This window comes from Thiothrix caldifontis (genome assembly GCF_900107695.1).
GTDB lineage: Bacteria > Pseudomonadota > Gammaproteobacteria > Thiotrichales > Thiotrichaceae > Thiothrix > Thiothrix caldifontis.
Genome location: NZ_FNQP01000005.1, coordinates 21,613 through 35,994 on the forward strand (window position 1 = coordinate 21,613; position 14,382 = coordinate 35,994).

Sequence of the window (14,382 nt, forward strand, 5' to 3'; positions counted from 1 at the left end):
GAGACGATAGAACTGATAAGCTTTTAGGCGTCGTAGGAAACAAGCGACTGGCTCACGACCACCCCCCTAGCTTTAGGTGTGAGACCATAACAACCACAAACCCGAGAATATTTTTAGGAGAAGCTCATGTCGAAAGGGCACACATTACAAGAACCCTTCCTTAATGCTCTGAGAAAGGAACGGATTCCTGTCTCTATTTACTTGGTCAACGGCATCAAATTACAGGGGCATGTCGAATCATTTGACCAATTCGTTGTTTTGCTGGGTAATACCGTAAGCCAATTAGTGTACAAACACGCCATTTCCACTATCGTGCCAGCTCGCCCGATCAAGTTGGCATTGGCTCCAGAAGAATAAATCATTCTACTGAAATCATCAGGAAGGTTGCCGATTGGAACTATTTGAGCGCCCCGGCGGCGGTGAAAATGCCGTGCTCGTTCAAATCAGTTTCAACTCGGCAAAGACGACACAAGATGAAAAGGAATTCATTGAATTAGCTGATTCGGCTGGCGCTCAAGTGGTCGGCTTTATCAGTGGCTCACGTCAACGTCCCGACCCACGCTATTTCGTAGGCACAGGTAAAGCTGAGGAAATTCGCCAATTACGCGAAGCTCACAATGCCGATTTGGTTATTTTCGACCATTCACTTTCTCCAGCCCAAGAACGTAATCTCGAAAAGCTGTTGCAATGCCGCGTTCTAGATCGCACGGGTCTAATTCTGGATATTTTTGCTCAACGTGCACGCAGCTTTGAAGGCAAACTGCAAGTCGAACTGGCACAATTAAAACACCTTTCAACCCGCTTAATACGCGGATGGACTCACCTTGAACGCCAAAAAGGCGGAATAGGGATGCGAGGCCCCGGTGAAACCCAGTTGGAAACCGACCGGCGCTTGATTGCAGAACGCATCAAACAAATCGACAGACGCCTAGAAAAAGTACAAAATCAACGCGAACAAGGGCGTCAATCCCGCAAAAAAGCCGAAATCCCCACAGTATCACTGGTTGGCTATACCAATGCAGGTAAATCCACTTTATTCAATGCTTTAACCAAAGCAGAGGTTTACGTCGCAGACCAACTGTTTGCAACCCTCGACCCTACTTTACGTCAAGTACAATTACCTAATCAGCAAGCGATCATTCTAGCCGATACTGTTGGCTTCATCCGCAATCTACCCCACGACTTAGTTGCTGCCTTCCGCTCTACCTTGCAAGAAACCATTGATGCCGACCTATTACTCCACGTCATCGACAGCCACGACGAACAACTTGAACTATTCCGCGAACAAGTAAACAATGTCATTGCTGAAATCGGTGCAGAAAATGTACCGCAAATCGAAGTTATGAACAAAATCGATCTCGGTGGACTCAGCCCACATATCGAAGAAAGCATTGGCACAACGCCTGCCCGCATCTATATTTCTGCCCAAAACAATCTGGGGCTAGAGGCGTTACTGGGCTATTTGGGAAATTACTTTGCCGGAAACATGTTCCGAGACGCATTGACACTCAAACCCCAACATGCACGCTTACGTGCTAAGTTGTATGCTGATAAAGCGATTCAACAGGAAAGCATCACGGATGAAGGCAATTTTAGCTTGGAGGTCGTCATCGACCAACGACGGCTGGAACAGTATCTACGCGAAGAAAATCTAACAATGAAAGACCTGTAGGGGCGTATTGCATACGCCCCTACAATTTAGCCGCGACGCATCACATCAAAGAACTCACTGTTCGTTTTAGTTTTCGACAACTTATCAAACAGTAATTCCATCGCCTCCAGATCATCCATACCATGTAAGAACTTACGCAGCACCCACAACGTTTGCAGTTCGTCTTGTGTGGTGAGCAACTCTTCGCGACGTGTGCCGGAGCGGTTGATATTGATCGCAGGGAACACGCGCTTTTCAGAAATACGGCGATCCAAATGGATTTCCATATTACCCGTACCTTTGAACTCCTCGTAGATAACCTCATCCATCTTGGAACCGGTATCAATCAAAGCCGTTGCAATGATAGTTAAACTACCACCCTCTTCGATATTACGTGCTGCACCAAAGAAGCGTTTCGGGCGATGCAGAGCATTCGCATCCACCCCCCCCGTTAACACCTTGCCAGAAGATGGCACTACGGTATTGTAAGCACGTGCCAAACGCGTGATAGAGTCCAACAGGATGACCACGTCACGTTTGTGCTCCACTAAACGCTTAGCTTTTTCGATAACCATTTCAGCAACTTGCACGTGGCGAGCCGCAGGCTCATCAAAAGTGGAGGACACCACCTCACCTTGTACCATGCGCGACATTTCAGTAACTTCTTCTGGACGCTCATCAATCAACAATACGATCAAGTAGCTATCGGGGTAGTTGGAGGCAATGCTTTGCGCAATATTTTGCAGCATGATGGTTTTACCGGCTTTGGGCGGTGCGATAATCAGCCCCCGCTGGCCTTTACCGAAAGGAGCTACGATATCAATAACGCGAGCAGTAATGTCTTCACGGCTACCGTTACCTCGCTCCATCCGCATCCTCTCATCAGCATGTAGGGGCGTGAGATTTTCAAACGCAATTTTATTACGCGCACTTTCCGGTGGCTCAAAGTTGATCGTATCAACTTTCAATAGCGCAAAGTAACGTTCGTTATCCTTAGGTGGACGAATTTTACCTGATACCGTATCACCGGTGCGCAAACCAAAACGGCGGATTTGGCTAGGTGATACATAGATGTCATCTGCGCCCGCAAGATAGCTGGAATCATCAGAACGCAGAAAACCGAAACCATCTTGGAGAATTTCCAGTACACCGTCACCATGAATATCGACATTATTGGCGGCATTAGCTTTCAGCAAAGCAAAAATGATGTCTTGTTTACGAGTACGGGAGATACTCTCGATACCCATGGCTTGAGCCATTTCGAAGACTTCGGCGGCAGATTTCTTTTTTAGTTCAGACAGGTTCATAGAATAATGAGTTGATGGAGACATTAGGAGTAAACAATCAGGAAGCCCCTGCTCGATGTATGTTTCTCAATCGGGAAATATGACTGAATACCATGCAGTCACCATAAGTGAAGCGAACACCTATGACAGTCTACGCGGGTAATAATTGAGAAAACGAGACAGGATTTTCAGGAATGAATCTGGATGCAAATTCAAGTAGGTTTAAACTAGCACGTCAGTTTCATAGAGTCCAGAAAAATAATACATACAACGCCCCACAGAAGTAAAAATCTCCATGGGGCATTCAGATTACTTAAAGGCTTTGATTCAGAAATGCTGTTAACTGTGACTTGGATAAAGCACCAACCTTGGTTGCCTCCACCTCACCATTCTTAAACAGCATCAGCGTCGGAATACCACGGATACCGTAGCGCGGTGGTACAGCTTTATTGTCATCAATATTCAGCTTAGCTACTTTTAATTTGCCAGCGAACTCAGTGGCAATTTCATCTAGCAAGGGTGCAATCATTTTGCATGGCCCACACCATTCAGCCCAGTAGTCAACCAGCACTGGCACACTGGATTTCAGCACTTCTTGATCGAAAGTGGCATCGGAAAGGTAAATAATGTCATTACTCACAGAAGGGTTCTCCCTGATTTTTGAGGTGTCACGATTGCTATTCTCTAATATTTTGCGCCATCTTTGTAGTATAGCGTTTCAGAACCAACACAGCTTGCTGTAGTCTAATCAGGTCAGTAGCATTTAACCAGAAGGAAACATGCATGAAACGTTTGATTGTTGCCGCAAGCTTGGCCTTATGGGTATCAGCAGGGGCTGCGGCACCAACTGCCTTCCAGGCAAACTATACCGTCACTGCCAAAGGTATCGAGATGGGAACCATGTCTGCCAGCCTACGCTATGACGGCGATGCGTATACTTACCAAAAACTTACTAAGGCCAATGGTCTAGCCGCGTTGCTGAGTGGCGATACCCTTACCGAACGTAGTACCGGTACAAAAAAGGCTGACACGCTCATCCCGGAACACTACCTTCATCATCACCAAAACAAGCGCAAAGATAAAAAAGACCAGTTGAGCTTTACCAGCCCCACGAAAGTGGAGGGTACATTTGATGGCAACGCCTACCAACTAAACGTTCCGAAAGGCACGTTAGATATAGCTGCATTAGAATTGCATGTAATGGATGCGCTCGCAACCAATAAACCTCTCAACTACCAAGTAGTTAGCAAGGGTAAGTTACAAGATTATCGCTTACGTAAAACCGGAAAAGAAACCTTGGAGGTTCCAGCAGGCACATACGAATGCGAAAAAGTCGAAGTCATCCACAACAGCAAAGAACGTCAAACGACATTATGGCTGGCTCCCTCCTTAAATTATGCGATCGTGCAAGTGCGCCACGCAGAAGAGGGTGAAATCATTGAGACACGTCTATCGCAATACCGCTAACAGCAAGGGACGTATAATGTACACTCAACTCACGATAAATAGATATTTTTTAGACTTTTCATAGTTATGTAGCTAATATATTCGCGTATCAGTGTTTAAGCCTATAAATTTTCTGAAAAATGAACCTCATCAATCCCCCGATAAATGCTATAAGCAATCGGCAGATCCTGCTCGTCGATGATGATCTTCTGCTGCATAAGCTATTAGCGGAGTATTTGCTTGGACATCATTACCACCTTCACACTCTGCCTAACGGTGAAGGGATCAGTAACTTTTGCCAACACCAACAACCTGACATCATTTTACTTGACATTATGATGCCAGGTGAAGACGGCATACACTGGCTGAAGTGGCTAAAAGCAAATCACCCCACTATCCCCGTCATGCTATTATCCGCCAAAAAATCAGCACAAGAACGGCTACAAGGGCTAGAAGTTGGTGCTGACGACTACCTAACGAAACCCTTTCATCCGAAAGAACTGCTGATTCGTATGCACAACATCATGCGTCACCAACCCGTTAAACACATACAAACGATCAAAATTGGCAGCAATGTGTTCGACCCTGAACAAGAAAAGTTAGAACGTGATAACACCATTATCAAACTCACCGCTCAGGAAACCAGCCTACTACGCTTTCTCTGCCAGAATGCCGGACAAATTTTGACGCGAGATGCCATCTCCCATGCCATTAACGGCAACGACTATCATCCCCTCAACCGCAGCATCGACATGACCATCAATCGTTTACGCAAAAAACTAGGAGATGATGCGCATTCCCCCCAGTATTTACGCACCATTTGGCGGAAGGGCTATCGTTTAACACTGAATACATAGAGACACCGCTAATGTTCACCACTCTGACTGAAATGCTAGGTAAAGAAGCGGCACAACGTTTTCTAACCGTTGCTCAAACGCAACTTCAGCAATATCAATATGACTTACAGGCTGGTTTACAACAACAAGATTGGCACACTGCTGCTATCATTGCCCACAAACTTTCTGCCACTGCGCATCTGTATGACTCAAGTACCTTACCTGACTTATTAGCACTAATTAGCTCGCAAAATACAGAAGTTTTGCAACAAGCGAATTTCATAGACAAACTTAATCAAGAATTTCAACAAATTACCTCGAACATTTATCTTTTCATTGATGATTATCCCTAACGCCACACAGGCTGTTACATTTTTTTACAATTTTTTACGTTACAAACCCTACTAGGTTCGTTAAGGTTGTGCACAGCAATTTGATTAAATTCATTTAAAGCAACAAAATTAAGTTAATAGGGATATTGTAATCATGGTCAGCGTGCTTCGCCTCCAATTATGCCTATTTGTTGGGTGGATAGTATTCCAACCAGCAATGGCCTTATCAGAAAAAGGGACTCAAACCCTGCAACAAGCCAATAGTAGCGTCACGACAGAAGTTATTGATGTGCAAGATCCGTTAACATCACCCAGCTCAAATGATTTCTTACCAAAACTGCTTGGTTCACACTTGTATTTGTATTTTCTCCAGTCAGATCAATTCATCACCCTACAGGGAGTAGTCGAATCCCTTTGGGCAAAACACATGATAAAAAAACAGTAAGTTCTCCTTACTCGACTCACCAAGCTGCGCCAAAATTGGTGGGTTTTTTGACAGCCCTACTTACTCCCCTGTAGTTAGGGCTTTTTTTTATCACTATTGTCTCTCTGCATAATCGTGAAACCCACACACAGGATGGGTATAATCGTGCCTCTCTTATCCACGCGACACAAAAGGAACCCCGATGAGGCCAAGCGAACGCGCACCCGACCAAATGAGAACGGTCAAATTTACCCGCAACTACACCTGCCATGCTGAAGGCTCGGTATTAGTAGAGTTTGGCAACACCAAGGTGCTGTGCACGGCTACCGTAGAAGACCGCCTACCCGGCTGGTTAAAAGGTAAAGGCCAAGGCTGGGTAACTGCTGAGTACGGCATGTTGCCGCGTGCCACAGGTTCGCGCACTGCGCGTGAGGCGACCAAAGGCAAGCAAGGTGGGCGCACCATGGAAATTCAACGCCTGATTGGACGCGCCTTACGCGCCGTGGTTGACCTTGAAGCACTGGGCGAATTCCAAATCACCATCGACTGTGACGTGATTCAAGCCGACGGCGGGACGCGCACGGCTTCAATCAGCGGTGCTTACGTCGCCTTGTGTGACGCGATTACTTGGCTGCAAAAAAACCGCCGCTTGAAGAAAAACCCATTGCACGGGCAAATCGCGGCGATTTCCGTCGGCATTTTTGACGGTGTGCCAGTGCTGGATTTGGATTACGCTGAAGATTCCAAGGCCGAAACCGACATGAACGTGGTGATGAACGAAGCCGGACAATTCATCGAATTGCAAGGCACTGCCGAGGGTCACGCCTTCCGCCGCGACGAACTCGATGCCCTGCTGGCATTAGCAGAAAAAGGCATTCGGGAAATCATGCAAGCACAACAACAGGCATTGGAATCATGAGTCAACGTATCGTATTAGCCTCCGGCAATGCCGGAAAACTGCGCGAATTCAACGCAATGCTGGCGGATTTAGGCATTGAATTTGTGCGCCAAAGCGAATTTGGGGTGCAAGATGCCGACGAAACCGGTTTAACCTTCGTCGAAAACGCCTTAATCAAAGCGCGTAACGCCGCCCAACACACCGGAATGCCAGCCATGGCAGACGATTCCGGCATTGTAGTCGATGCACTGGGTGGTGCGCCGGGGTTATATTCTGCCCGTTACGCAGGAGAACACGGCGACGATGCTGCCAATAACGCCAAACTACTACAAGCCTTGCAAGACGTGCCGGATGCGCAACGCACCGCACGTTTCTATTGCTGCATCGTTTACTTGCGCCACGCTGAAGACCAATTGCCGATCATTGCCGAAGCCAGTTGGGAAGGTCGTATTCTGCACAGCTTAAGCGGGGCAAACGGCTTTGGTTACGACCCCTTGTTTTACGTGCCTACCCACGGCTGCTCGTCCGCCGAATTACCGCCGGAAGAAAAAAACCGCATTAGCCATCGCGGGCAAGCGTTACGCAAGCTACATGAATTGCTGGAGAAAGCCGGGTGAAACTCATCATCCTTGACCGTGACGGCGTGATTAACGAAGATTCCGATGCGTTCATTAAAACGGTGGACGAATGGATTCCTATCCCCGGCAGTATCGAAGCCATGGCACGCTTGTATCAAGCCGGTTACACCTTAGCCATTGCCACCAACCAGTCAGGCATTGCGCGGGGCTACTACGACGTGACCACCTTGAATGCCATGCACGCCAAGTTGCACGACTTACTCGCGCAACACGGTGGTAAAGTGACTTATATTGCCTATTGCCCTCACCTTAGCAGTGATCATTGCACTTGCCGCAAACCCAAACCCGGAATGCTGCTGACGATTGCCGAACACTTTGGCATAGTACCGCATCAAGCCACCGTTGTGGGCGACTCCTTACGCGATTGGCAAGCCGCAGCAGCCGTTGGCGCAGCGTATGCTCAAGTGCGCACGGGTAAAGGCTTACATACACTCGCGGATGGCAAATTACCGGCTGACATTCCCGTATTTAATAATCTAGCCGCTTACGCCGACTCACTTCTAGGAACAATACCTACATGAATGCACTCAACACGCTTTGGCTAGGCACTCGTGCCGCAATCTTTTGGGTAGGCTTTGCCATCAGCACCCTACTAGCAGGCTTGTTAACCCCGGTGGCATGGCTGTTTCCGCTTAAATATCACTACCCTGCCGCCACCTTGTGGAATTGCTTTAATCTCTGGTGGTTAAAGGTAACGTGTGGCGTGAAATACCAAGTCATCGGACGCGAAAATATACCAACTGAAAGTGCATTCATTATTATGTCCAATCACCAATCGACTTGGGAAACCCTAGCTATCCCCTGTATTTTCCCCCAACAATTAAGCTGGGTAATGAAACGCGAGCTATTGAAAATCCCCTTTTTCGGCTGGGGCTTACGCCTGATTCGCCCGATTGCAATTGATCGTAACGCAGGAAAGGCTGCCGTCAAGCAAATCTCCCAGCAAGGCAAAGCCTTGTTGCAAGAAGGTATTAGTATCGTCATTTTTCCTGAAGGCACACGGGTAGCCCCGAATACTACTGTACCATTTAAAATAGGTGGGGCAATCCTTGCCTCCCATTCTGGTTTTCCCGTCGTACCCGTTGCCCATAACGCTGGTCTGAGCTGGCAACGCCATGCTTGGATCAAAAAACCTGGCACTATTACCATCAGTATCGGTCCGGCCTTTACCACTCAAAAGCTAAAAACGGACGCCATTAACCAGCAAGCTCAACACTGGATCGAGACAGAAAAACGCCGTCTCCCCCCCCCTTGAAAGTAGCAGTGGCAAACGCTTTTATTCGCTTTTATTATTAAAGGACAAAGTAACCGATGAACTTACCAACCATAACGCATTACGACCTGCTCGGTGGAGAAGAAGGCGTGCTACGCCTAGTTAACCGTTTTTATGATTTGATGGATGAATTACCCGAAGCTTGGGAATTACGCAAAATTCACCCGCAAGATTTGCAATCCGCTCGTGACAAACTATTTAAATTTTTATCTGGCTGGTTAGGAGGTCCCGGTTTGTATGAAGCGGAATATGGGCATCCCCGTTTACGAATGCGCCATGCTCCCTTTCCTGTGGATATCCAGATGCGTGATCAATGGTTAATGTGCATGAATGTCGCCTTAGATGAGCAAGTAACAGATGAGTTATTCAAGATGCAATTAAAATCTGCTTTTGCCAACGTAGCCGATCACATGCGCAATCGCACAAACTGAACAATTTTTATTCTGAAAAGCACAATAAATGGATATTTTTGGCATTTCTGCTAAATTCATTTGAGCATAAACATAAATGAGGAAAATTGGATGAATAAATATTTACCTTTGGTAAGTGTGGCAATATTACTATGCAGCAATGCCGCGCTGGCGGGTTCACCTAAAGCACCTTACATCGGTGCAGGGGTAGGGATTAATACATCCGTCGATGACAATGACCTGAGTACCACTTGTGGTGTTGGTGGTGTCGCCTGCCGTGAAGTATGTGATACCGATAAAGCGGTCAATGCCTATGCGGGTTACCCGCTTAGCCCTAATTTGGGTGTAGAAATCGGTTATACCGATATGGACTACACGGCACGTATCGAACAAGAAGGTGGCGCAGTGCGTGGAGACCAACAATCTAAGGCTTTGACATTAAGCGCCGTCGGTAGGAAACCATTAACTCAAAATGTGGGGGTTTTCGGTAAAGTTGGTGCTGCGTATTGGAAAAGTGAAGTCGTGAGCACAGCAGGTAATGCAGATGACTCTGGTGTAACCCCTACCTTGGGCGCTGGTGTAGAGTATAATTTCAGCGAGCACTTCGGTGTTCGTGCAGGTGTTGACCATTTCTTCAAAATGGGCGAGCAGTCCAAGCTGATTGAATCTGGTGTTGTTGGTACGGCTGACACTGGCATTACCACTGCAACCGTTGGCCTGCATTATAATTTCTAAGTCATTAACCTTGGATTGGTTTTGATGTTTGTCTTGAGCCGGGAAATAAATTTTCCGGCTTTTTTATGCATAATCGCCCTCCCCCCCATACCGTCTTCAGATTATTTTTTGAGCTTGTCATTTATCATAAATAAAATCTATTATATGCGACAATAAAATCGACCGAACTAGCGCAATCCTGACAAGATGCACTATATTCAGACTTGGCATTGACAGGGGCGTCACGCCAAGACGCAATAACACGATGGTTGCCACTAAGAAAAAACTCAATGAATAAGAAAAAGACCCATTCATCTTTACATAGCTCCCCCCTGATTCTTCATGGGCAGATCGCGTTTTTATCGAGACATGGGTCTACTTGGTTTTTAGGAAATGCCTTTGCCGCCAGCCTGTTTATCTTATTGCGTTGGGTTGACCGCGATGAAAACATGCTATTACTAATGGTTTGGTATGCATCTATCCTTACCATGAATGTGATGCGCTGGTTATTTGGACAACGATTCTTACCCTCACAGCACTATTCGCTTGAAGAGCTACAGGAGTTTGGGCAGCGTTACCTCACTTATTCAACGCTAATCAGTGCGTTGTGGGGAGTATCCGGCTTCATCCTATTTTCACAAACGATACCCACTCAAGCAGTCCATATTTTATTATTAGCCGGTGCTATCGTTGCTGCAATGCCCGTGTTAGCGTTATCCAGTTTTGCGTTATATGTGCAAATTGGCGCTATTCTTCTACCAGTGACGCTCAATTTATTACTACTAGGTGCAGCTCCGCAACAATCACTCGCCTTAGCAACGATCCTCCTTGCGGTCTTGTTAGTGATGGCATCGCGCTCCATTACCAGTCTACTCAATGATCTTCATGCGGTACAAATACAGGTTCAGGAACAGGCTCATACTGACCCAGTCACCCAAATTTCCAACCGCCGTTATTTTGATAGCACCTTTAAAACAGAGTGGCGACGTGCTGCACGTGAAGGTAAACCACTATCCCTGTTAATGATTGATGTTGATTATTTCAAACGTTATAACGATAAGCATGGGCATCAAGCAGGTGATCAATGCTTACAAATTATTGCGCAATGCATTAAAGCAGTAGCTCGTCGTGCCTCAGATGTTGTGGCACGTCATGGCGGAGAAGAATTCGTCATTTTGTTACCTGATACCAGTTTAGAAGATGCCGTATTACTAGCTGAACGGGTACGCAAAAGCGTAGAAGACCAGCGTGTACCACATTCTGACGGCGCTATTCCTCGCATTGTTACAGTGAGTGTAGGTGTATCCAGTTGTACCCCCAATACTCCCCATAATGCTCAATCCCTACATGAGGCGAGTATTATCTACCCAGCTATGCTCATGAATGCGGCTGATAGGGCTCTGTATCGAGCGAAGCGTAATGGACGCAATCAAGTAGCAAAAGAAAGCTGTGGAGAGGGTATAATCCAGCTTAATCTGCCAAGCACTGCGGTGACTCACGCAGCGTAAGCAAGATGCTCACTTAAATACCTGTTACAACTTGTTACAAAAAGTTTTCTCTTGGTTAGCAGAAATAGCATTTTTATCGTAAAAAACATGCTATACATTACTGCCTCACCTTTTAGAAAAAACACAAGAAACAGGATTTGCTGGCTTCCATGAATATTGATAGAGAACTTGTCATTGCCGAGTTAGAGCAACTTATTACCAGCCCAAGCTTCCGTTCGAGAAAAGTTATCAAATCATTCTTACAATATGCTGTACATGAGACGCTAGCAGGCCGTGGGGATGACCTAAACCAGCAAACTATTGCGATCAAAGCATTAGGCAGACCCGCTGATTTCTCCCCACTTAACAACCCGCTGGTACGTATTGAAGCTGGTCGGTTGCGCAAATTACTTAAAGAATATTATGGGGATACCTCCAATAATAGCTCTCTCATGATCACCATGCCCAAAGGTACTTATCGGGTCGCCTTTACTCTGCGTGCCCCACATCCAAACACCTTCTTACCGGAATCAGAAAGCCTGACACCTCGTATTACTGAAGGGCCGCGCTTATTGGTGCGTTGCCAGATGCTAGAGTCTCCCCAACTCACTAACTACCCTATTTGTTATAAGCTACGTAACGACCTATTAGTGATGTTGAATCGTTTTCGCAATATTCGTATGGTAACAACGGATACACAAGAAAAACCTTACCATGTAGATTACAGTTTAAATTGTAATATTCATCAAACACCTCAGCACCTTGAGTTATTTTTTGTTCTCACACAGGCCATTAGTGATGCATTAGTGTGGGTACATACGTTCCATCTGCCCCTGCAACCTAGCCAAGATGATCTCGATGCAATCGGTTTATGTGTTGCAGCCAATACCGTTGCCGTACACTCCGGCACGATGTTATCCCATTGGGCACATTACCAACAGAGCCTGCCAACCCCCATCCCCGAGCACCACGAGGCATTAGTGCATTACTTAGCATTCCTGCATAACATTAACCGGGATAGTTTTCGTAAAGCTTTAGTGACTTGCCAACGACGTTTAAAACAGTATCCCGACGACAGTAAAGCACTGATTATCTTGGCTCGTCTGTGTGGTTATGATCATGTGCTGCAATACCACCTCATTGAAAACTTAGAAACCACGTGGACGCAAGCAGCACGTAGTGCTTTGAAGCTAGACCCTAGCAACGCCGAAGCACATTCGATCTTTGCGCATAATCGCTATTTTTTAGGGGACTATGCTCTATGTCGTGAAGAACTTGAAATTGCACGAAAGACCAATCCTTTCGACACCTCGATAGAGTACTTATACGGTTTTGGACTTTATATGATGGGCGATCAAGAAACAGGAATCAAAGCCATTCAACGCTTGATGGCTATTCCTTTTCCACAACCAGACTGGTATCACGTACTGCCGTTTATTCACGCATTCAATCATGGGGATTACCAGCAGGCATTGGCACTAGCGGAACGTATTCAACATTTTGGTTATTGGGGAGAAATGGCTCGTTGTGTCAGTTATTTTAAACTGGGTCAGACCGAACGTAGCCTAGGAGAGTATCAAGAATTATTGCGTTATAATGCGATCATTCCTACTCATTCCAACACTGAAAACCGCTCTATTTTTACACATAATGCACTAAAGACGCTCTTAAGTGTTTTACAAGAAATCAACAAATCCAACTTATCTACACTAAAAAAATAAATTAATAATAAGATAGCTATCGCTTCATTAATTATTAATCACTATCAATAAGTTTTACATATGTATTTTTAAAAAAATTGATTTAATTAATTATCGAAATCAGCATATAAATCAGCATAGTTTATCCAAATGCTGATAACGGAGAATTTTTATGAAGTGGGTTCAAGTTGTAGCAGCACTACTAACGGTCATGCCTTACGTAACAGGATGTGGCGAAGGAAGTACCGCAGCTACCTCGCAAACCAATACTGACAACAATACAGCAGCAGCCAACATGACTGTAACAGAACCCAGTCCATCAACACCTGCTGTGTCTAGTGCCAATTCGAGCACGAGCTATACTCTTGTTTCCAGTAGTGGCACAATCATCTCTCCGACAAATAATTCTGCGGCAAACAACGCTGCATCGTTTGGCTCAACCGGTACCGAAGGTCGCCTTGAAGCTGATAACGTAGATCTAACACCGCTGAGTGATGCCGAACGAGCCGCTATAAAAATTACCACACCCACCGCAACAGCACGCATCATTCAAGAATCAATACTAGGCTTTGATAGCCGCTTCCAAGTGATTCCGGCCTCTTACCCAGAACGCGCAGTGACGCTTATCACTTATAATGGCAATACCCACTGTTCAGGCTGGCTGGTCAGCAAAGACACCCTAGTAACCGCTGGGCATTGTGTTCACGGCGGGGGCAGCACCGGTCGTTGGGGTGCTCCGACTGCATTCAAGGTATACCCTGGCTTCTCTGATGGCTATGCGCCATATGGCTCCTGTACGCCCCGGGAGCTTTACTCCACTTATGGATGGATCACAAATGCTGACAGCAATGCCGATATTGGCATTATTAAATTGGACTGCACCGTTGGCAACTCAACCGGTTACTTCAGTTACGCTGTAACGGATACCATTGATAACACCGCTGTAAATATCAACGGTTATCCCGGTGACAAAGCAGGTGGCGGTCAACAATGGGGCAGCAAAGGCATTGTCTTATACGCCACGCCCACCAAAATACATTATGACAATGACACCACAGGGGGTATGAGTGGTTCGCCTGTTTGGGTACAAGACAGCACCACGGCCTGGGCATTTGGCATTCATACCAATGGCGAAAACACACTCGCCCCTGGTAGTAATTCAGGAACACGAATTTCCAAAGATGTTTTTGACCTGATCACCGCAGCGAAAGCCTTACCGTAAGTCAGCCCTGTTTCGTAAGCGACAGGTGAATCCCGCAAGGTGGCGCGTTACAATGCCCGCCTTGC

17 protein-coding genes are annotated in these 14,382 nt (G+C 46.2%); 15 read left to right on the forward strand and 2 right to left on the reverse strand.

The features are described from left to right. Positions 1–126 precede the first annotated feature (126 nt). Both hfq and hflX read left to right on the forward strand, forming a co-directional pair. Complete coding sequence (gene hfq / locus BLV87_RS05140) at positions 127–357, forward strand: RNA chaperone Hfq (RefSeq protein WP_028490436.1); 231 nt, start codon at positions 127–129, stop codon at positions 355–357. A 34-nt stretch (positions 358–391) separates the two neighbouring features. Continuing rightward, positions 392–1,672, forward strand: coding sequence for a ribosome rescue GTPase HflX (hflX, locus tag BLV87_RS05145; protein WP_093066098.1), 1,281 nt, complete (start codon positions 392–394; stop codon positions 1,670–1,672). A 26-nt stretch (positions 1,673–1,698) separates the two neighbouring features. On the opposite strand, the gene rho is transcribed toward hflX, so the two are convergent. After that, entirely contained in the window at positions 1,699–2,958 is a 1,260-nt protein-coding gene (gene rho, locus BLV87_RS05150) for a transcription termination factor Rho (RefSeq protein ID WP_093066100.1), read from the reverse strand. A 292-nt stretch (positions 2,959–3,250) separates the two neighbouring features. Further along, entirely contained in the window at positions 3,251–3,577 is a 327-nt protein-coding gene (gene trxA / locus BLV87_RS05155) for a thioredoxin TrxA (RefSeq protein WP_093066102.1), read from the reverse strand. Positions 3,578–3,720: 143 nt separating this feature from the next. On the opposite strand from trxA, the gene BLV87_RS05160 reads away from it, so the two are divergent. The 13 genes from BLV87_RS05160 to BLV87_RS05220 all read left to right on the forward strand — a co-directional run bounded on the left by BLV87_RS05160 (position 3,721) and on the right by BLV87_RS05220 (position 14,317). Then, the gene (locus BLV87_RS05160; protein ID WP_093066104.1) at positions 3,721–4,404 is read left to right on the forward strand and encodes a DUF3108 domain-containing protein; all 684 of its coding nucleotides are present in this window, start codon (positions 3,721–3,723) and stop codon (positions 4,402–4,404) included. 119 nt (positions 4,405–4,523) lie between these two features. Then, positions 4,524–5,240 carry a response regulator transcription factor gene (locus BLV87_RS05165; protein ID WP_093066106.1) on the forward strand — a complete coding sequence of 239 codons (717 nt, stop codon included), beginning with the start codon at positions 4,524–4,526 and terminating at the stop codon, positions 5,238–5,240. Positions 5,241–5,251: 11 nt separating this feature from the next. Next, positions 5,252–5,572 carry a hypothetical protein gene (locus BLV87_RS05170; protein WP_093066108.1) on the forward strand — a complete coding sequence of 107 codons (321 nt, stop codon included), beginning with the start codon at positions 5,252–5,254 and terminating at the stop codon, positions 5,570–5,572. A gap of 133 nt (positions 5,573–5,705) precedes the next feature. After that, positions 5,706–5,996, forward strand: a complete 291-nt coding sequence (locus BLV87_RS05175) for a hypothetical protein (RefSeq protein ID WP_093066110.1) — start codon at positions 5,706–5,708, stop codon at positions 5,994–5,996. A 181-nt stretch (positions 5,997–6,177) separates the two neighbouring features. Next, positions 6,178–6,894, forward strand: coding sequence for a ribonuclease PH (gene rph / locus BLV87_RS05180; RefSeq protein ID WP_093066112.1), 717 nt, complete (start codon positions 6,178–6,180; stop codon positions 6,892–6,894). Beyond that, entirely contained in the window at positions 6,891–7,490 is a 600-nt protein-coding gene (rdgB, locus tag BLV87_RS05185) for an RdgB/HAM1 family non-canonical purine NTP pyrophosphatase (protein WP_093066114.1), read from the forward strand. The genes rph and rdgB overlap by 4 nt, the downstream gene beginning before the upstream one ends. After that, a complete protein-coding gene (gene gmhB / locus BLV87_RS05190) occupies positions 7,487–8,032 on the forward strand; it encodes a D-glycero-beta-D-manno-heptose 1,7-bisphosphate 7-phosphatase (RefSeq protein WP_093066116.1) in 546 nt (181 codons plus the stop codon). The genes rdgB and gmhB overlap by 4 nt, the downstream gene beginning before the upstream one ends. After that, positions 8,029–8,766, forward strand: coding sequence for a lysophospholipid acyltransferase family protein (locus tag BLV87_RS05195; RefSeq protein ID WP_093066118.1), 738 nt, complete (start codon positions 8,029–8,031; stop codon positions 8,764–8,766). Before gmhB ends, BLV87_RS05195 begins: the two co-directional genes overlap by 4 nt. 56 nt (positions 8,767–8,822) lie before the next feature. Next, complete coding sequence (locus BLV87_RS05200; RefSeq protein ID WP_093066120.1) at positions 8,823–9,215, forward strand: group II truncated hemoglobin; 393 nt, start codon at positions 8,823–8,825, stop codon at positions 9,213–9,215. A 90-nt stretch (positions 9,216–9,305) separates the two neighbouring features. Then, the gene (locus BLV87_RS05205) at positions 9,306–9,929 is read left to right on the forward strand and encodes an outer membrane beta-barrel protein (RefSeq protein ID WP_093066122.1); all 624 of its coding nucleotides are present in this window, start codon (positions 9,306–9,308) and stop codon (positions 9,927–9,929) included. A 269-nt stretch (positions 9,930–10,198) separates the two neighbouring features. Beyond that, entirely contained in the window at positions 10,199–11,416 is a 1,218-nt protein-coding gene (locus BLV87_RS05210; RefSeq protein ID WP_093066124.1) for a GGDEF domain-containing protein, read from the forward strand. Between the two features lie 149 nt (positions 11,417–11,565). Beyond that, complete coding sequence (locus tag BLV87_RS05215) at positions 11,566–13,116, forward strand: tetratricopeptide repeat protein (protein WP_093066126.1); 1,551 nt, start codon at positions 11,566–11,568, stop codon at positions 13,114–13,116. 151 nt (positions 13,117–13,267) lie between these two features. Continuing rightward, positions 13,268–14,317 (forward strand): trypsin-like serine peptidase, encoded by a 1,050-nt coding sequence (locus BLV87_RS05220; protein ID WP_093066129.1) that lies wholly within the window; start codon positions 13,268–13,270, stop codon positions 14,315–14,317. Positions 14,318–14,382: the final 65 nt, after the last annotated feature.